Below are 20,082 nucleotides of genomic sequence, written 5' to 3' on the forward strand. Positions count from 1 at the left end.
TAATTTATAGTATTCTTGCTTTGCGACTTAGCGCCTTTGCGAGAAAAAATCATTTAAACTCCCGTTGACGTTTAGCCTCAAAAATAAGAATTCCGGCTGCAACCGAAACATTCATGGAATCGATTTCGCCTTGCATGGGGATAATAATATTTTGGGTTGAATTTTTTAACCACTCATCGCTTAACCCTGTGGCTTCGGTGCCCACAACAATGGCCGTTGGTTTACTGAAGTTTTGTGTATGATAATTAACCGAGGCTTGCAACGCCGCACAGTAAATATTAATGTTTTTGGCTTTTAAGAAATCAATAATTTCTGAAGTATTACCTGTTGCAATTTGATTGGTAAACACGCAGCCCACACTAGAGCGGATGATGTTTGGGTTGTATAAATCGGTCTTTGGGTTTGCAATGATTACCGCATCTGCATTTGCAGCATCGGCGGTTCGTAAAATGGCACCGATATTACCGGGTTTTTCGGGCGCTTCCGCCACTAAAATCAATGGGTTTTTGGTTTTGAATTCTAATTCTGTAAGCGTATGGTTTTTACTCTTTGCTACGGCTAAAACACCTTCGGTAGTATCGCGATAGGCTAGTTTTTGATAGATTTCTTTTGAAATTTCAATGCAGTTGGGTTGGGCTCCGACAGCGCTCAGCCTGACATTAGTTGTTAAACTGTTAAGTTGTTCTTTGGTAAATAAATCTGGATAAAACAAAACGGTTTCCAAGTCGTAATTGCCTTTTAAAGCCAACGAAATTTCGCGTTCACCTTCTATTAAAAACGTGCCTGTTTTTTTGCGTTCGCGCGACTTGTCTTTTAGCTGTGCAAGTTGCTTTATGTAGGTGTTTTGAGTGCTTGTAATTTGTTTTGTCATAATAATGGCAAAAGTAATTGTTTTGTAGGCATAAAAAAAGGAGCTTCAAAAGCTCCTCTTCGTTATTGATTTTTATACTTTTCAGAATAGCGTTTCCAAAGTTTGGTTTGGTGGGTTTCCAAACTAATTTGCCTGCCATCAATAAAGGCATGGGTTAACTTATTTGTTCGCATATCCAAAGCGTCGCCTTCGCTAATAAATAGGGTAGCACTTTTACCGGGTTCTAAACTTCCGTAATTCGCATCGATACCCAATATTTTAGCGGAGTTTAGGGTAATTAGCTGTAAAGCTTGGGCTTTGGTTAAACCGTGTGCCACTGTTGTACCCGCATAAAAAGGCAGGTTTCTTGAGTTCATGCGTTCCATGCGTCCGCCTGATGCTACTTGTAACCCTACTAAAATCCCACTATCTACCAATAGTTTTGCGGTTTTAAAAGGTAAATCGTAATCGTCGTCATCGCTACTTGGTGTAGCGTGTACACGTCGTAAAAGCACAGCAATGTTATGTTGCTTTAATAAATCGGCAACTTTATAAGCATCGCTACCGCCAACAATCACCATGTTTTTAACGCCATTTTCCTTTGAAAAATGGATGGCATCGGTAATGCCTTTTTCGTCGTTTACATTGATATAGAGTGTTTTAGAGCCATCAAAAATACCTTGTATGGCTTCGAAAGGTAGATTTATCTCTGGTTTATTTCCTTGGTTATAGGCCTTACTTTCTTTAAAATAATTGGCGATTTCGGTTACTTGTTCCCTATACTTTTTGTTGGGTTTAAGCCCAGGGTCTTCACCAAGCCACCAACGTCCTCTGGTAAAGCTACTAGGCCAATTCATATGAATACCCTCATCGGTTTTTATTGCAGCATCTTCCCAATTCCAAGCATCAAATTGAACCACGGATGAGCTGCCCGAAATACGACTGCCCCGTGGTGCGATTTGCCCTAAAAGCACACCGTTGGGACGCATAGATTCTACAATCTTAGATTCGGCATTATATGCAATTAAGCTTCTAATGTGTGGGTTCCAAGTGCCCATTTCGGCATCGTCGTCCGATGCTTTAACGGCATCGATTTCAACTAGGCCTAAAGTGGAATTAGGAATAATAAACCCGGGATAAACGTGTTTTCCGTTGGCGTTTATAACGGTTATGCCTGCTAAATCTTTATTAGCAACATTTAGGTCTGCAACCGTATAAAGCTTTCCGTCTTTAACAATAATAATACTCTTATCAATTACTTTGCCGTTACCAATATGAGCCGTTGCGCCAATTATGGCAAAATCTTTGGTTTGTTTTGCAGCTGGTGTTTGTTGCGCTATTGCTATTGTAACACACAACATTATAATGAGTGAAAATGATAGTTTTAAATTTTTCATTTGTGATAAATTTTTAGTGTTGGTGTTCTTCGTTATCGATTGAATCGCAGTGTAAATGTTCTTTAACTTTCTTTTTAATAGGCTGCGTTTTTAAACCTTTATTTTTGGCTTGCATCATCATATTGATAAGTGTGCTTTTTTCTTCTTTTATTTTTTTGCGTTTTTCTTTATCCTTTTCTAAATCAAAATAAACGGCACCTTCAATAATGGTTTTTTCGGCTTTGGCGTAAACGGAAAGCGGATGGTTGGACCAAAGCACCACATCGGCATCTTTACCTACTTTAATACTTCCAACTCGATCATCAATATGTAGCAGTTTTGCAGGGTTTAGCGTTACAAATTTCCATGCTTCTTCTTCGCTGATATCGCCATATTTTACAGATTTTGCGGCTTCTTGGTTTAAACGTCGAGACATTTCGGCGTCGTCGCTATTAATAGCCACCGTTACGCCTGCGTTGTGCATAATGGCAGCGTTGTACGGTATCGCATCGTTAACCTCGTACTTGTAGGCCCACCAATCGCTAAACGTTGAGCCACCAACCCCGTGTGCTTTCATTTTATCGGCCACCTTGTAGCCTTCAAGAATATGGGTAAACGTATTGATGTTAAAGTTGAATTTCTCGGCCACTTTCATAAGCATATTTATTTCGCTTTGTACATACGAGTGGCATGAGATAAAACGCTCTTTGTTTAATATTTCAGCAAGTACCTCCAGTTCAATATCTTTTCTGTACGGTTTGCCGCTTTTCTTTAAGGCTTCGTAGGCTTTAGCTCTATTAAAATAGTCAACAAAAACCTGCTCGACACCCATACGGGTTTGCGGAAAACGAACATTGGTCTGGGCACGGGTTTGTTTTACGTTTTCACCCAATGCGAATTTGATGAATTTCGGACTGTTTTCATAAATGAGATTATCTGCCGATTCGCCCCATTTTAACTTTATAATGGCCGACCGGCCCCCAATGGGATTTGCAGAACCATGTAATATTTGAATGGAGGTAACACCGCCAGCTAGGTTTCTGTAGATGCTAACATCGGTCTCGTCTATAACATCTTCAATGCTAACTTCTGCCGATGAGTTTTGTCCGCCCTCGTTAACCGATGATGTGGCAATATGCGAATGCTCATCAATAATTCCAGCGGTTAAGTGCTTGCCCGTGGCATCGATAATTTTAGCGTTTCTATCGGATAGGTTTTCGCCGATTTTTGCGATTTTCCCGTTTTTAATCAACACATCGGTGTTTTGTAAAATACCCTCTTTTTCGTTGGTCCAAACGGTAGCATTTTTAAATAGCAGGGTTTCGGCTTTTGGTAAGGTTTCAAATCCATAAGAATTATTAGGATAAGTAATCGGCAGCACCATTTCTGATGCTTTTTCTTTTTTTGATTTTTCAGTTGAAGTCGACTCCTTTTCAATGTGTTTCGCATAAAAAGGAAGCTCATTTCCGTTAGGTAAAATGGCTTTTCCGCTTAGGTTTTTGTTGGCATCGATAGTTGCGGCAATTCTAATAAATTCCTGTTTGGTAGAATCGGCTGTTGTAAAGGCAATATGAACCCAATCGTTGCTGTACTTTATTTTAGAACCACGGGTTTTTTCAGCCGATGTAATTTTAGATTTAGGCTTTTTCAATTCGCCGCTAATGTTCATTTTAAAAGGCGTTCCGGTTATTGAAAACTCATAATCACCAGTAATATCTTTGATGTTCATATTTTCAATAACGTTCTGTTTTCCTTGAACCCAATTCTCAAAGAGTTTCGTTTTCTTGTCAAAAATATCGCCAGAAGTAATTAAAAAATTGGCCTGACTTCCGTTTTTAAGTGAGCCAATCATATTGGATTTCCCTAAAAGTTGTGCCGGAATCGTAGTTAAAGCTTCCAGGGCTTTTTCTTTGGAAAGACCATATTCAATAGCTTTTAAAAGATTGGATTTAAAATCTTTGGGCGATTTTAAATCGTGAGTGGTCAACGCAAAATTAATATGGTTTTCGGCCAAAACTTTTGGGTTGGCAGGTTTTTGGTTCCAAGCGCGCATATCGCCCAACGATAATGTTGATGCTAAAAAAGGGTCTTCAACATCGTAAGCTTTTGGGAAATTAATGGGAATAATTAGCGAAGCATTTGTGGCTTTAACTTCGTTTATACGCTCGTATTCATCGCCGCCGCCCACAATTACATATTGCACGTTGTGAGCATCACCAACCTTATCGGCCCTTAAAATATTGGCACGACTTCCAGCATCGAAAATTTGAACTAAATTTTGGTTGCGGTTTAATGCTTCAAGCGATAAATCCTTGGTTTTGCTCAATCCTTTAGCATACCAATCGGCATCTAAATACATTTGGCGCAACAACGCCATCGCACCCATTAAAGAGCCTGGGTAAGACTGTCTTGAGGTTACACTTTTTCTAAAAGATAAATATTGCCCCGAGTTCGCATCTAAAACCCTAGTTTCGTTGCCATCTTTTTCATTGAGCGCTACAAGCGTTCCACTACCTCGTACTATACCATCTTGAATGTGTGTATTTACAACGCCAAAACCAGCTTTAAGTAATTCGGTAGCCGATTTAGAGTCGTATTTAAAGGCAGTAATGGCCTTGTTTTCTGGCATAACATGGTCGTTCCAATAATAGCCCGTTCTGCTGGCATTGTATTGGGCGCTTCTTCTACTGCTTGACGAGCGTTGTGGTTTTACAACTCCAAAGCTGGAATACATATCAATAAACGACGGATAGATACTTTTGCCCGAAACGTCTGTAATTACAGCGTTTTTAGGAATGTTTACAGAGGTTCCCGTGGCAACTACTTTCCCATCGCGAATAAGCAAGGTGCCTTTATTGATAACCTGTGTGGGCGTTACATAAATTTTGGCATTGGTAAATGCGGTGAAGTTGGTGTTTTTTGCCGTTACGCCATCATTTTTTGGAAAATAATCTTGCGACAATACAGACAAACTACACAACAGCGTCAGGATTAAAAACTGCTTTTTTATCATTATAATGGTTAGTTAAAAAGTTTAATTTCTAAAGATATAAATTAAGAAGATAGTTGTAGCGTATTAAGAATTTTTTAACATTGTTGCAAGGAGGCATCTTCAAAATAATTAACCAACAAGGCCACAACGTAGTTGTAACTTTCCATGCCTTTACTTTGGTTGTTGACTTTTAAAAAATTGCCGTAAAAAAGCTTAAACAATGGTTCGGTTGGGTTTTGGTGCGCTTCCCAAAACAAACGCACTTCCTCGTAATTTTTTAAAATACCAATATTTACATCGGCAACAATGGTTTCGTATAAAGCCTCATCGCGTCGGTAAATTTCATTCAAACAAAACCGCAGTCCAAAGGTGTAGCCCGAGTATTTAAAGTAAATGTCATCGTTATTTATAGTGGCCAAAAACCCAATAAAATTAGCTTCGTTTTCGGCGGCATAACCCAACTGATGTGCAATTTCGTGTGCCGTAGTTGTGGGGAATTTATAAACCGGAATCAAGGCATCCACCTGCGCTTCGTTGGTTAACGGATTCAAATAACCGCTAAAACCCATATAGGTTAAAGGGTAGCTAAACAACGATTTTTTAACACTTTTCGGGTGATATTCCAAATGCGGAAACGTTTCCTTTAAATGGTCGTAACCATTTTGGGTACGCTTAAAAATTTCAGATTTGCTATACGGAACCGCCACCCTTACCGTATCGTTATCGGTAATTTTTAAATGGTATCCGTTCGATTTTTCAATCAGCTTTTTAGTTACCAAAACCAACTGCTCGGTGGTGTAATCGTGGTTTAAATTCAAGTTTTTATGTAGTGGCAGCCGGTAATAATTCAAACCCCAAAGCGCATGGAACGCAAAGTAAAAAATCGACAAAACCGCAACCACATCCACCAACCATTGCTTGGTATCCTTTCGCAAACGCTTCCTGTTTTTATACAACCATCGCACCGCGTAAATAATGGCAAATGCGTAAATAAAATCGCCAAACGAAAACGGCAACCAACCCAAAACATACCTAAAAATTTTCGAAATAAAAGGGTACAAACCATGGCTGTAATAGGTTTCAACAAACTCCGGATTATTTGATAATAATTTGATTAAAAAATACTGCGGAATCAATAAAAGTGCAATAATCGTTTTCTTATTCTTTGGCATTTTTCAAAAGTAATAAAAATTTGTACCCAATGTTGGTTGTTTATGTGTTAAGGTTTCTTCCTGCTTTCCGCTGTATCTTTCTGCGAAGCAGTCCCGAACTTGTTTCGGGATCTCATCGGGCTTGCTTTTGCTTTGCTAAGTTATCACATTTAATAGGTCGCATAAAGGATGCCGCTGCAATCAGGAGTAGCCGCCAAAGTCTGTCTTTATTTATTATGTAAATTTCCTTTTAGGTTTTTAAAACCCGCAAGGTATTCCGGTTCACTATTCGTATCTTTGAGGCTTTAAAAACAAAAACCAATGAGCTCAGAAATAAGACAACTCGAACCACAACAACTTTGGAATAAATTCGCCGACTTAAATGCCGTACCGCGACCATCAAAAAAAGAAGAACGCGTTATCGCATTTATGAAAGATTTTGGAAAAAACCTCGGCTTGGAAACCATCGAAGACGAAGTGGGGAACGTGATTATAAAAAAACCGGCAACCGCAGGAATGGAAGACCGCGTAACCATTGTAATGCAGTCGCATTTAGATATGGTGCACCAAAAAAACAACGACACGGTTTTCGATTTTGATACCCAAGGTATCGAGATGTTTGTCGAGGGCGATTGGGTAAAAGCCAAAGGCACAACTTTGGGCGCCGATAACGGCTTGGGCGTAGCCACCATAATGGCCATTTTAGAAAGCACCGATATTCCGCATCCGGCCATTGAAGCTTTGTTTACCATTGATGAAGAAACAGGAATGACGGGTGCTATGGGATTAAAAGGCGGATTGCTTAATGGCGAAATCCTTTTAAATCTGGATACCGAAGAAGATGACGAAATAGGCGTGGGTTGCGCCGGTGGTGTAGATGTTACGGCAACCCGAACTTACAACGAAGAAGAAACACCTGAGTTTAAAATAGGTTACGAAATTAATGTAAAAGGTTTACAAGGTGGCCATTCGGGAATGCAAATCCACGAAGGTTTGGGCAATGCCAACAAACTAATGAATAGGGTTTTGTTTGATGGTTTCGAGAATTTCGGATTGCGCATTTCAGAAATCGATGGTGGTAGTTTACGCAATGCCATTCCGCGAGAAAGCAAAGCCATTGTTGCTATTGATGCCATTCACGAAGAGGCGTTTTTGTTGGAAATGAAACAACAAGCCGAAACCATAAAAAAAGAGCTTAAAACCATGGAACCCGATTTGGAAATTACCGTTTCTAAAACCGATACGCCACAGAAAATTATGGATTTGGGCGTTCAAGAAGGGTTAACCCGAGCCTTGTATGCCGCTTCAAATGGCGTTTACCGTATGAGTGCCGATATTCCCAATTTGGTGGAAACCTCAAATAACATAGCACGCGTTATTGTAAAAGACGGTAACATTAAAATAGGGTGTTTAACACGAAGCTCGGTGGAAAGTTCTAAACTGGATTTGGCAAACACCCTGCGCGCCACCTTTGAGTTAACAGGTTGCGAGGTTGAGTTTTCGGGCGATTACCCAGGTTGGACACCCAATATGGATTCTGCGATTTTAAAGGTTATGGCGAAGCTATACGAAGATTTAAACGGCGAAAAACCACACGTAGCAGCATGTCATGCCGGATTGGAATGTGGTATTCTTGGGCAAAATTACCCAGACATGGATATGATTAGTTTTGGGTCCAATATAAAAGGCGCACACTCACCCGATGAACGTGCCCAAATATCATCGGCGCAAAAATATTGGAAGTTTGTTTTGGAGATTTTGAAGCATATTCCTGTGAAATAACTTCGTGCCATTACTAAAATTAAGGGCGTTTTTCAATGCCGGCATTAGGAGGCATTTCATATTTTTGGTTTAGAAAATTAATTTGATGGGATTTCTCAATCGTTCCTCATTTCGAAATGACAACTTGAATATATATATATAATGCTTTTGGAAATTTGAAGGCGAAACCAAAGAGGTAAATGTGTTTTTGAGTTTCGTTAATGGTTTTTGTATGAAAAGCAGGGCGGTCGTTTGCGCTATTTTTACATACATTGTTGCTAATAGTGTTATCAACAATGTTGTTCAATAATCTTGTTTCAAAACTTCAGTTGGAATATGCAATTTGGCGTTCAATTTTTTAGTCATTTCCGAAGTCAGTTTGCGCTTGTTGTTCATCACTTCGCTCACTCTGCTTTTAAATCCAATCATCTCGACCAAATATTTTTGTTTTAAGCCCATTTGTTCCATTCTAAAATTAATGGCCGAAATTGGGTCTGGCATCCCAATCGGGAATTTTTCATTTTCGTAGTTATCAATTACAATTACTAGCATTTTCAATTCGTTGTCTTCTTCAGTTCCTTTTTTTTTCATCAAAAATTACTTCTAAACGTTCAAGAGCATTTTGCAAATCCACCTCGTTTCTAATCGGTTTTATTTTCATCTTAAATATCGTTTGTGTTAATTTTATCATATTCAGCGTGAGTTCCTATAAAACGTATCCACACTAGTATGCTTTGAGCGAACCGCTATTGTATTTTTTTTAAGTAAATTATAAGCCAATATCTTCTTTTTTAGCTTATTGTAGTGGTAAAGTCGTGGTAAAACAACAAAAAAAAGGTATTTAAAAAAATTAATAAAACCCTTGGTTAATAGCGGTTTTGTTAAAAATTTACCTTGTTTTTTGTGATTTTGACACAAAATTAGTTAACTGTTTGTTAATTATTAGGATTATTTTATTAGATTTGTTTCAAATCATTCTAAATATAATTGATTTGGTATTGAATTAAGCTTTTTGTTTTAAAGCCTTTTTTTAAATACTGCTTCGGTTTTAATTCAGGGTGATTTTTTCCTGTATTACCCAAAGGTTTTTTCAGGTAATAAAAAAAAATGTAAATCCGTATAAGTTATCAATATAATATAACAGCATACTGTTCCGATGGCTGTCGGGATACAATAACGAAACAGTAATGTTACATTATGTGCAATGAAAAAAAAAGTCATTACTATACCTATTTGCAAATTTTTTTAATGTAAATAATAAAAACTATTAACCCTAAAACCTTATAAAATATGAATTGAGACAACCTTGATAACTTGGGGATTTTTAAAGTTATAAACGGTTTCGTTAACTTAGGTTATACGAAACATGTAGTATGTAGCATCAAATAATTGTAAGAAAAATACAGGGAGTTTTCCCTTTTTTTTGTTGTTATGGTACTAGAGAACAAAAACACTTAAACCAAACTAAATTATGAAAAAAACAGACACTAAATTTTTGTCGCAAAACTATCTAATACGGATTGTGAAAATTTATGCCCTCTTGATTTTTGTTTCCGTAGGGAATTTAAATGCCTTAGAGGCTCACAAAAACAATGTAACCAACAATGTAGAGAACGTTAGCTTAAAAGTGGTTTTTAACGAAATAGAAACTGCTCATTTTGATGCTTTTCAGAGTGAAGTAAGCGGAACGGTAGTAGATGCGGCCGGAATGCCCCTTGCAGGTGTTACTATTATTATTAAAGACACATCTAAAGGAACACAAACCAATTTTGATGGAGAGTATAGCATAGAAGTTGCTAAAGGCGATGTTTTAGAGTTTTCCTTTTTAGGTTTTAAAACCCAGTTAATTACTGTTGGAGATTCTAATACTATAAATATAACCATGGAGGAGGACGCCAGTAAGCTAGATGAAGTGGTTATAACAGCTTTAGGTATTTCAAAACAGAAAAAATCGCTGTCCTATGCTACTCAAAATGTTAAAACAGATGATATTACACAAGCTAGGTCTTTAAATGTAGTAAACAGTTTATCGGGTAAAGTTGCCGGTATTTCTGTTACAACAGGTGGTTCTGGAGTAGGTTCTGCCTCTAAGGTGCTTTTAAGGGGAAATAGATCTATTGGCGGTAGTAGTGAGCCATTATATGTTGTTGATGGTATTGTTCTTAACGGGGATATTGCTAATATAAGTCCCGATGACATTCAAGAAATATCTGTGCTAAAAGGCGCTAATGCAGCAGCACTATACGGTAGTAGAGCAGGTAACGGTGCAATTATTATAACAACCAAATCTGGAAAAGGATCTGCAGATGGTATTACCAGTAGTCTTGGATTTACTTTTATGGCAAATACGCCCATTATCCTTACCGATTTTCAAAACCAATATGGCCAAGGATCTGCTGGGGTTTATGCTCCTGCTGCACTAACGTCTTGGGGGCCAGCATTTGATGGTAGCCAGGTTGCGCATTGGAGCAACAATCCTAATTTTGGAACCTCTACCTATGCATATTCTGCTGCGCCAGATAATGTAAAAGACTTTTTTAGAACAGGTACAAATATGGCAACAAACCTTTCTGTAAATATTAAGAAAGATAATTCCAATACGTTCTTTTCTTACACCCATACAGATGCTTCGGGTATTATTCCAAATAACGATTTAGATAGCCACAACCTAAGCGCCAGGGTTAACGCTCAGTTATCAGACAAATTAAGCCTCGATACTAAACTGAATTATATCAGACAAGATTTTTCAAACGTATTGGCAGCAGGAGAAGATTATGACAACCCACTGCGTTACTTATATATACTTCCCAGAAATATCCGTACCCAAGATATTTCTCAATATTCTTTTAAAACAGACATCGGTCAAGATAGGCAACACTACTTCGCACCTTACTTTAATGGTGGCGGAAACCCGTATTGGACGGTAAATAACATTACCCGCCCAAGGCTTACTGAAAGGGTTATCGGTATGTTTTCATTAAAATACCAGATTATTGACGGTCTGTCTATTATTGGTAGATCTGCAATAGATAGAACCAGTGATTCTGAAGAAAGAATGTGGCATAACGATACCTATACCCGTGCCGTAAATGGACGTTATCAGAAAACAAATAGCTCATCTTACGAATGGAATACAGACGCACTGCTAAACTATAATGTTGATTTGTCTGACGACTTTGCATTAGATACCAATATTGGCGCCAACCAACGTATCTTTAAAGAAGAATTTGTAAGAGGAGACGGCAGTAATTTCAAAATAGAAAATTTGTTTGCTTTATCTAACACCACTAACCCCGTGCCCACAGAATTATTTTCAGAAAAGCGAGTGCACTCTGTTTATTGGACCGGAGAATTAAGCTATAAAAACGCAATTTTCCTTAATGCTTCAGCTAGAAACGATTGGAGTTCAACATTACCTAGCAGCAATAGGTCTTATTTTTATCCGTCTTTTGGTTTAACAGCTGTTGTTAGCGATTTAATTGAGCTTCCAGATGCCCTGTCTTACTTAAAGCTTAGAGGGTCTTGGGCAGAAGTAGGCAATGATACAGAACCATATCAGCTTTTTCAGCAAGCATCAGTGGTCTCTGGATCCATTATTGATATAAATAACGCCTTGCCAAACCCAGATTTGTTGCCCGAGACTACAAGATCCACAGAATTAGGGTTCGATGTAAGACTTTTAAACGATAGGTTCAACGCTTCTTTTACCTGGTACAAAACCAATACTTTCGATCAATTGTTCAGAACACCGGTTGGACCAGCTTTCGGTGCCGAATTTATTTTTCAGAATGGGGCAGATATACAAAACACAGGTGTAGAGATTAATATTGGCGGAAGAATTATTGACGGTAATGATTTTACTTGGGATGCTAATTTTAACTTTGCGGCAAATAAAAGCAAGGTTTTGGATATCGCAGAAGGATTTGACCAATTAACCCAAAGTACCGACTTTATTCGTGCCTACAGGTTGGTTAAAGGCGAAGAATTTGGAAATGTTTACTCCAGAGGATTTGCAAGAGACGATCAAGGTCGGGTTATTGTTGATGCTTCAGGTTTACCAACTGTAACATCGGGTTTAAGTGCCAAAATAGCAAATTTTAACCCCGATTGGTTAGGTGGTTTTAGTAACACATTTAGATATAAAGATTTTTCTTTAAGTGTTTTGATAGATATTCGTCAAGGAGGAACATTAGCAACCTTTACTGAGGCTATTTTAGCTGGTAACGGATTACTTGATTATACTGCTAATGGCAGAGATGGAAGCCTTGTTTTTGGGCAAAATGTATTTGCTGGAGAAACAGCCGTTACAGCCGCTGGACAACCCAACACTACAAGGGTTTCTTCTGAAGATTTATGGAACAGATTGGGTGGTCGTAACACCCCAGTTGGAGAAGCCTTTGTTAGAGATGCATCAAACATAAGGTTAAGAGAAATGGTTTTAGGATACACGGTTCCTACTAATGTATTAGATAAAGTTAAATTTTTAACATCGGCAAGAGTATCATTGGTAGGCCGTAATTTATTTTTCTTTTCAAACAAAGCAGGAAGTATAGACCCAGAATCTGTTGCAAGTACAGAAAATACTGCTGAAGGTAGAGAAGCATTTGCTCCGCCTACAACACGTTCAATAGGATTATCTCTAAATGTTGGATTTTAATTTAAAATAAAAAAAATGAAAAATATTAAATATATACTTTCAATACTCACTGTTAGTTTATTTCTAAACAGTTGCACAGAAGATTTTGACAGCATTAACACTGATAAAAAGAACCTTTTAACAAGCGAGATTGCAACTGCAGATGTTGCCCTAATTGCCAAAGGATCTTTTTATGGCGCTACCTATGTGGGCGCTCCATCAAACCCTGGTAGAAATGCAGGGCCATTTCAATTAATACATTCTTTATTTCCAGATGTATATTCCAATTATTTCGCCACAACGGCAGCCAATTTTGGTTCCGATCAATTTGAGTTGGTAGGAAGATGGCTTAATGGTGGCTATAACTATAATTATTACAATGTAGCACCAGAATTAAAGTTCGCATTAGATTATAGTGCAGAAAACAATCTGGAAGTAGAAAATGCCATGATGAAAGTTTGGAAAGTTTACTTTTATCACAGAATTACCGATTTGTGGGGACCAATCCCATATTCTCAATTTGGAAAACAAGAAAGTGGTCCAATTGCTTTCGATTCGCAACAAGAAATCTACAACGATTTTTTTAAGCTTTTAGATGAATCTGTTGCCGTTTTAAAGGCCAATAGCGGTTCTTCATCGTTTTTTGGTGTTCCCAGTGCCGATGTTATATATGGCGGATCAACAGATAAATGGCTAAAAATGGCCAACTCGCTGCGCCTTCGTTTGGCTATAAGGGTTAAATATGCAGATGCCGCACTTTCTAAAAATGAAGCAGAAAAAGCAGTGTCTGATGGCGTAATAGAATCTAACTCAGATAATGCGGCAATACACAGTGATGGCCCCAATTTTATAAACCCGTATAATGTTATAACGGGATGGGGAGAATTTAGAATGAGTGCAGATATGGAAAGTATCTTAAAAGGATACCAAGATCCAAGGGCGGCTCAATATTTCTCTGAAGCTGTTACTCCAGACCCTACCGATGACCCTGCAGGAGTTACTTTTAATTTCGAGGGGATGAGAAACGGTCAAACTAAATCTCAAAAACAAGGCACGTCTTTTAATACTATTGCCTCTGATATGGCCGCACCATACACAGAGCGTGGAGCCATTGGCCCAGATATGCCTGTTATTAGAGCTGCAGAAGTTTATTTTTTACGCGCCGAAGGTGCTCTTGAAGGTTGGGCCATGGGAGGCACAGCACAAGAACTTTATGAAAGTGGTATAACAGCTTCTCATTTAGAGTACGGATTAGATGGTAACGATTTATCTGGGAATGATTATGTTAGTAGCGCTAATGTGCCTGCTGCATTAGATGCCAGTACCCCTGCCGTATCTACAGTACCAATAGCTTTTGATACTGCCGGAACTAAAGAAAGGCAGCTAGAGCAGATTATTACCCAAAAATGGATAGCCTTGTATCCCAATAGCGAAGATGCCTACGCCGATAGAAGAAGAACAGGCTACCCAACCCTTTACGATAGGTTAAATAGCCTAAACCCCAATATTGGAGTGAACGAAATTCCGCGCAGAATGCCTTGGGTTTCCAGCGAGTACGACAATAATGGAGAGGCTGTACAAAGTGCCTTAGGATTGCCAGAAATGTCTGGTGGAGATAACGGTACTACCAAAGTTTGGTGGGATAAAAAATAAGTAATAGTTAGTTGTTTAAAAAGTGCCAATGGAAATACCAAGCCATTGGCGCTTTTTTTTATGTTTCTTAAAGTAAAAACAATAAAAAGTTTATTTTTATAAAATATTTAAATTTCTGTGAACTTTAATATAATGCAACATCTAGTAATTCATGGTTCTTCTCTATTTATTTAAAGACTTAAGAATCTCATCATTCATCTTAACCTAGAGTTATGGGTTTTTAAAATAAATTTTCAGATCATTTTAAAAATAGCATTATGTCTCAAAACAGACCATCAAATAATATACTATCCCAAATAATCTTCAATTTAAAAAGAAATAAAACAATGAATTTTAATATACTTAATCTAAAAACATTAAAACCCTTGCTTATTAGTTTTGCTCTAATTTCGGTAAACAGTTGTAATGATAAAGCAGAAGATGAAAAGCTTGTAGGTTTAACCGAACCTCTGTTTTCAAGTATTCCAACCGAAACCTCTAAGTTGAATTTTAAAAACCCTGTAGCGCAAACAGAAAAAAACAACCACTTAATTAATACCAAATTTATACATGGGGCAGGTGTTGCAGTGGGCGATATTAATAACGATGGGCTGCAAGATGTGTTTTTTACCGGAAACCAGGTAAGGGACAGATTATTTATAAACAAAGGCGATTTTAAATTTGAAGATATAAGTGAAAAAGCAGGAATAACAACAGATAACAAATGGTCCACCGGAGTTACTTTTGTAGATATAGATAATGATGGAGACCAAGATATTTATGTGTGCAGAAATGTATATTTAGAAACCGAGAAAAGTGCCAATCAGCTATACATCAATAACGGAGATTTAACATTTACAGAACAGGCCAAACAGTTTGGAATTGCAGATCAAGGCTTTTCCATTCAAGCCACTTTTTTTGATTTTGATAATGATGGGCTTCTAGATTTATATCTTGTAAATCAACCACCAAGTTTGCCAAACTTAAAAGGCCAATTAAATTTAAAAAAACTATCGGACATTAAGTTTTCAGACCGCTTGTATAAAAATACCGGGGCAGGCAGGTTTTTAGATGTTACCAATCTTTCAGGCATACGTAATTTTGCCTTCGGTTTATCTGTATCTGTAGGCGATTTTGATAATGATGGGTATCAAGATTTATATATAGCAAACGATTTTGATGCGCCAGACCATATGTATATCAACCAAAAAAACGGAACCTTTAAGGATGTTATCCACCAATCCGTAAAACATATCTCTAATTTTAGTATGGGTAGCGATGTGGCCGATTACGATAACGATGGCCATTTAGATATTATGGTTTTAGACATGGTGGCAGAAAACCACAAACGCATAAAAACCAATATGAGTGGCATGGACCCCGAAAAATTCTATAACATAGTAGAAGATGGCGGCCACTACCAATACATGTTTAACACCTTACAAAGAAACAATGGCAATGGTGCCTTTAGCGAGGTAGGTCAGCTGGCAGGAGTATCGAACACAGATTGGAGCTGGACACCTTTATTTGCAGATTTTGATAACGATGGACATAAAGATTTGTTTGTAACAAATGGCGTAAAAAGCAATAACCGAAACAGCGATTTAACTGGCAAATACAAAAAACGATTGGATAGCTTAACAAAGGTAGCCAAAGAAAAAGGCTATAACACAGAGAAATTTATTAATGTAATGAAGTTTGTAGATATTGCTCCAACCGAAAAATTACCCAATTATATTTTTAAAAACAATGGCAATTTAACTTTTAGCAATAAAGGTGAAGATTGGGGCATGACCATACCAACATTGTCTAATGGTGCTGCCTATGCCGATTTTGATTTAGATGGCGATCTCGATTTGGTTATCAATAATATAGACGATAACGCATTGCTTTATAGAAATAATGCCGTAGAAAAAGGTACTGGCAATTACTTAAGGTTTAAAATAAACCCCATAAAAAACCAGATTATTTACGGCACAAAAATTACACTGTACAAAGAAAATAAAATTTGGCAGGTAAACCATATATCCAATGCCAGGGGTTATATGTCTAAAAGCGAAGATGTTGCGCATTTTGGTGTTGGCAATATTAACAGCGTAGAAAAAGCGACAATACAATGGCAAGATGGTAGCCAAACAACACTAACAGATTTGGCGGTTAACCAAGTGCATGAAATTTCTAAATCTAACTTAGACACGAATAAAGAAAATTTCAATCAAAATAAAAACCTTCCTTTTAAAGAGGTTACAGAACTTTTAGCATTAAACCATGTAAAACATATTGAAAATACTTATGATGATTACAAACATGAAATATTGTTACCACACAAAATGTCTCAATTTGGCCCCTCTATAGCTGTTGGAGATGTTAACGGCGATGGCAACCAAGATTTCTTTTTAGGTGGCGCAGCAGGGGTTTCCGGAAGATTGTTTATCCAAAACAACAAAGGAACTTTTAATGAGGTAGAACAAGGCGGTTGGACCCAAGATAAAGCAAGTGAAGACATGGGTATGGCATTAATAGATGTAGATGGCGACAAAGATTTAGACCTTTTTATAGTAAGTGGCGGCAACGAATTTAAACCTAACCATAAAGCACTTCAAGATAGACTGTACATAAATAACGGTAAAGGCAAGTTTACAAAAAGCACAAATGCTTTACCCAAATATTTAACTAGCGGCTCTTGTGTGGTGCCTAACGATTTTGATAAAGATGGCGATTTAGACTTGTTTATTGGTGGCCGCTTAGTACCAAAAAAATACCCACATCCAGCCAACAGCTATTTATTGGAAAACAGAAACGGTAAATACATAAACGTTTCCAACAAAAAAGCACCAGATTTTAGTAATTTAGGAATGGTTACATCGGCAAGTTGGTTCGATTACAATAAAGATGGATTAGATGATTTGGTAGTCGTTGGAGAATGGATGCCCGTAACTATTTTTACACAATCTGAAAACGGTACATTCGAGAAACAAATTTTAAGTGGTTTAGAAGAAACCGAAGGCTGGTATTATTCGGTTAAAACATCAGATATGGATAACGATGGCGACCCAGATATCATTGTTGGTAATTTAGGGTTAAATTATAAATATAAAGCTTCCTCTAAAGAACCTTTTGAGGTGCATAGCTACGATTTTGATAATAACGGCAGCCTCGATATTGTTTTAAGTTACTACGAGCACGGTGTGGCATTTCCGGTTAGAGGAAAAAGTTGCTCTACCCAACAAATACCGTCGTTAAGCGAGAAATTTAAAACCTACGAAGCATTTGGCGATTCTAATTTGCAGAATATTTACGGCCCATCCTTAAAAGAGGCGTTAAACTTAAAAGCCAAAACATTTGCCTCTGCATACATTGAAAATGAAGGAAACAACAGTTTTAATGTTAAACCTTTGCCTAATTTAGCTCAAGTATCTTCTGTAAATAATATTCTTGTTAACGATTATAATGCTGATGGACATAAAGATTTATTAATATCGGGTAACCTTTACGCTTCTGAAATTGAAACCCCAAGAAACGACGCCGGAATAGGATTGTTTCTAGCAGGAAATGGCAAAGGTAATTTTACACCCGAGCCCGTTACAAAAAGTGGGTTTTTTGCCCCTAATGATGCTAAAGACATGAAAGTGATTACAATAGGTGGTAAGAAAGTAGTGTTAGTAGCCAATAACAACAATTATTTACAAGCCATTCAACACAATTAAAGGGTTGTTAATAACACAATATTATCAATTTCACTTATAATGGCATTGTTAATAATTGTAAGCTCATATTTTTAATACGGATTAGTAGTTGTAAATTTGATTTTATAAAAATGTATTGTAAATGAAACTCGTTTTATCACCAGCAAAATCACTGGATTTTGAAACCAAAATACCAATTGAGCAGACCACCGAAGCTTGTTTTTTAAAACAAGCAGAACGTATTAATGGGTTGCTTAAAAAACAATCGCCCAAAAACTTATCTAAGCTCATGAAAATCTCAGATAATTTAGGGCAACTCAATTACCAGCGCAACCAAGATTGGCAATTACCCTTCACAAAAGACAATGCTCGACAAGCTATTTATGCTTTTAGTGGCGATGTGTACAGAGGTTTAGATGCTTATAACATTCCAAAAGAAAAAATAGAAAAACTACAAAACACCGTGCGCATTATTTCGGGTTTGTACGGCTTGTTAAAACCAACCGATTTAATACAACCTTATAGGCTGGAAATGGGAACAAAATTCCCAGTTGGAAAAAATAAAAACCTTTACGAGTTTTGGCGAAAAACCATAACCCAAGCTTTAAACAACGAGCTAAAAGACAACGAGCTGTTTTTAAACCTGGCAAGTAACGAGTATTTCAAGGCCATAGATGCCAAGGCTTTAAAAGTACCGGTAATTACAGCTAATTTTAAAGATTTTAAAAACGGCGAATACAAAATAATCGCATTTTATGCTAAAGCAGCTCGTGGCTTAATGGCGCGCTATATTATAGATACCAATGCCAAAACACTCGACGATTTAAAAGCGTTTAATTACGAAGGCTATAATTTTAGCGAACCTATGAGTACAGCAACCGAACTTGTTTTTATACGATAATTATTTGTCATTACAAGGAGCGAGCGGCGCGGTAATCTTTTAAATTGAAACTAACTATAAATTAAACATATTGCACATCACATGAAAAAATGTGAATCGCAATGACGGAAAAACAATCTCCATTTTGAATATTTAAAAGACTACTTTTTTTATATGCTATATTACTTAACAATTGCACTTCAAATTTTTTGTATCTATCATGTGTTTAAAAACAGAAACACCTATTATTGGATTTTCTTAATCCTTTTAGTGCCGGTTTTTGGTAGTCTTATTTACTTATTTGTTCAAGTTTATAATAGGGAAGAGGCTGATAAAATAACTGACGAAATCACACATATTATAAACCCTACGAAAAAGATAAAGGATTTGGAAAAACAACTCGAATTTTCTGAAACCTACCAAAACCGAGTAAATTTAGCCGATGCCTTTTTAGAAAACAGAGATTACAAAAACGCCATCCCACATTATTTACAAGCTATAGAAGGCAATCCTCAGAACGATTTTTATGTAATTAAACAACTCATTGAAGCCTATTTTAATATTAAAGACTACGACAACGTTGTGCTGTATGCCGAAAAAATAAAAGAACATCCTGAATTTAAAAAATCGAGATCTCAGTTTTGGTACGGTTTGGCATTAGAAAAACTTGGTAAGTTTGAAGCAGCCGAAACAAATTTAAGAGCTATTGATATACGGTTTTCATTTTATAACGAACGCTTGGTATTGGCGCAGTTTTTATTAAACCAAAAAAAAGAAGCCGAAGCCAAAGCTATTTTAAAAGAGTTACAAACCGAGTCTCAATACCTAACTAAACCCAATAAAAAATTATTTAGAGCAACCATACAAGATGTAGATAAACTATTAACCAGTTTAAGCACTAATTAATTACAGTTTGGGTTGCGCTTTATTGCCAACGTTAATTTTGGTTTCAATTGGTGGTTTCTTTTTAATTCTGGGGCGTCTTACCCCAAAAGTACCTCGGTTTATTTTACCGCGTTTCGTTTTTTTATCGCCTTTTCCCATAAATAGATGTTTTTTCATTCCCACGAAGATGGGAATCTCTTTATCTTTAACTAAAATAATATAACAATTTTAAA

The 20,082-nt window shown here is 37.1% G+C and carries 11 protein-coding genes and 1 pseudogene; 6 read left to right on the plus strand and 6 right to left on the minus strand.

Features of this window, described 5'->3' with window-relative positions:
- Positions 1-49 precede the first annotated feature (49 nt).
- The 4 genes from ACFSQS_RS06495 to ACFSQS_RS06510 form a co-directional block, all read right to left on the minus strand.
- Positions 50-871 (minus strand): TrmH family RNA methyltransferase, encoded by an 822-nt coding sequence (locus ACFSQS_RS06495; protein WP_388015916.1) that lies wholly within the window; start codon positions 869-871, stop codon positions 50-52.
- Between the two features lie 62 nt (positions 872-933).
- Positions 934-2,247: an amidohydrolase family protein gene (locus ACFSQS_RS06500; protein ID WP_388015919.1), complete on the minus strand. Its 1,314-nt coding sequence runs from the start codon at positions 2,245-2,247 to the stop codon at positions 934-936.
- A gap of 13 nt (positions 2,248-2,260) precedes the next feature.
- On the minus strand, positions 2,261-5,239 hold the full coding sequence (locus ACFSQS_RS06505; RefSeq protein ID WP_388015922.1) for an amidohydrolase family protein: 2,979 nt from the start codon (positions 5,237-5,239) through the stop codon (positions 2,261-2,263).
- A 74-nt stretch (positions 5,240-5,313) separates the two neighbouring features.
- Complete coding sequence (locus ACFSQS_RS06510) at positions 5,314-6,390, minus strand: DUF3810 domain-containing protein (protein ID WP_388015925.1); 1,077 nt, start codon at positions 6,388-6,390, stop codon at positions 5,314-5,316.
- Positions 6,391-6,690: 300 nt separating this feature from the next.
- Between ACFSQS_RS06510 and ACFSQS_RS06515 the strand changes: the two genes are divergently transcribed.
- Positions 6,691-8,151, plus strand: coding sequence for an aminoacyl-histidine dipeptidase (locus tag ACFSQS_RS06515; RefSeq protein WP_388015928.1), 1,461 nt, complete (start codon positions 6,691-6,693; stop codon positions 8,149-8,151).
- A 282-nt stretch (positions 8,152-8,433) separates the two neighbouring features.
- Here ACFSQS_RS06515 and ACFSQS_RS06520 read toward each other — a convergent pair.
- Positions 8,434-8,791: pseudogene (locus tag ACFSQS_RS06520) on the minus strand (helix-turn-helix domain-containing protein).
- An 810-nt stretch (positions 8,792-9,601) separates the two neighbouring features.
- Here ACFSQS_RS06520 and ACFSQS_RS06525 point away from each other — a divergent pair.
- The 5 genes from ACFSQS_RS06525 (at position 9,602) to ACFSQS_RS06545 (ending at position 19,870) form a co-directional block, all read left to right on the plus strand.
- Positions 9,602-12,787 (plus strand): SusC/RagA family TonB-linked outer membrane protein, encoded by a 3,186-nt coding sequence (locus ACFSQS_RS06525; RefSeq protein ID WP_388015931.1) that lies wholly within the window; start codon positions 9,602-9,604, stop codon positions 12,785-12,787.
- A gap of 15 nt (positions 12,788-12,802) precedes the next feature.
- Positions 12,803-14,419, plus strand: coding sequence for a SusD/RagB family nutrient-binding outer membrane lipoprotein (locus tag ACFSQS_RS06530; RefSeq protein ID WP_388015933.1), 1,617 nt, complete (start codon positions 12,803-12,805; stop codon positions 14,417-14,419).
- Positions 14,420-14,745: 326 nt separating this feature from the next.
- On the plus strand, positions 14,746-18,105 hold the full coding sequence (locus ACFSQS_RS06535; RefSeq protein ID WP_388015936.1) for a VCBS repeat-containing protein: 3,360 nt from the start codon (positions 14,746-14,748) through the stop codon (positions 18,103-18,105).
- Positions 18,106-18,226: 121 nt separating this feature from the next.
- Positions 18,227-18,985, plus strand: a complete 759-nt coding sequence (gene yaaA, locus ACFSQS_RS06540; protein ID WP_388015939.1) for a peroxide stress protein YaaA — start codon at positions 18,227-18,229, stop codon at positions 18,983-18,985.
- Between the two features lie 153 nt (positions 18,986-19,138).
- Positions 19,139-19,870 (plus strand): PLDc N-terminal domain-containing protein, encoded by a 732-nt coding sequence (locus ACFSQS_RS06545; RefSeq protein WP_388015942.1) that lies wholly within the window; start codon positions 19,139-19,141, stop codon positions 19,868-19,870.
- Here the strand turns inward: ACFSQS_RS06545 and ACFSQS_RS06550 are convergent, their stop codons facing one another.
- Positions 19,871-20,008 carry a 30S ribosomal protein THX gene (locus ACFSQS_RS06550; RefSeq protein ID WP_388017209.1) on the minus strand — a complete coding sequence of 46 codons (138 nt, stop codon included), beginning with the start codon at positions 20,006-20,008 and terminating at the stop codon, positions 19,871-19,873.
- Positions 20,009-20,082 lie beyond the last annotated feature (74 nt).

Origin of the sequence: Gelatiniphilus marinus (assembly GCF_042684345.1) — a bacterium.
GTDB classification, from domain to species: Bacteria; Bacteroidota; Bacteroidia; order Flavobacteriales; family Flavobacteriaceae; genus Gelatiniphilus; species Gelatiniphilus marinus.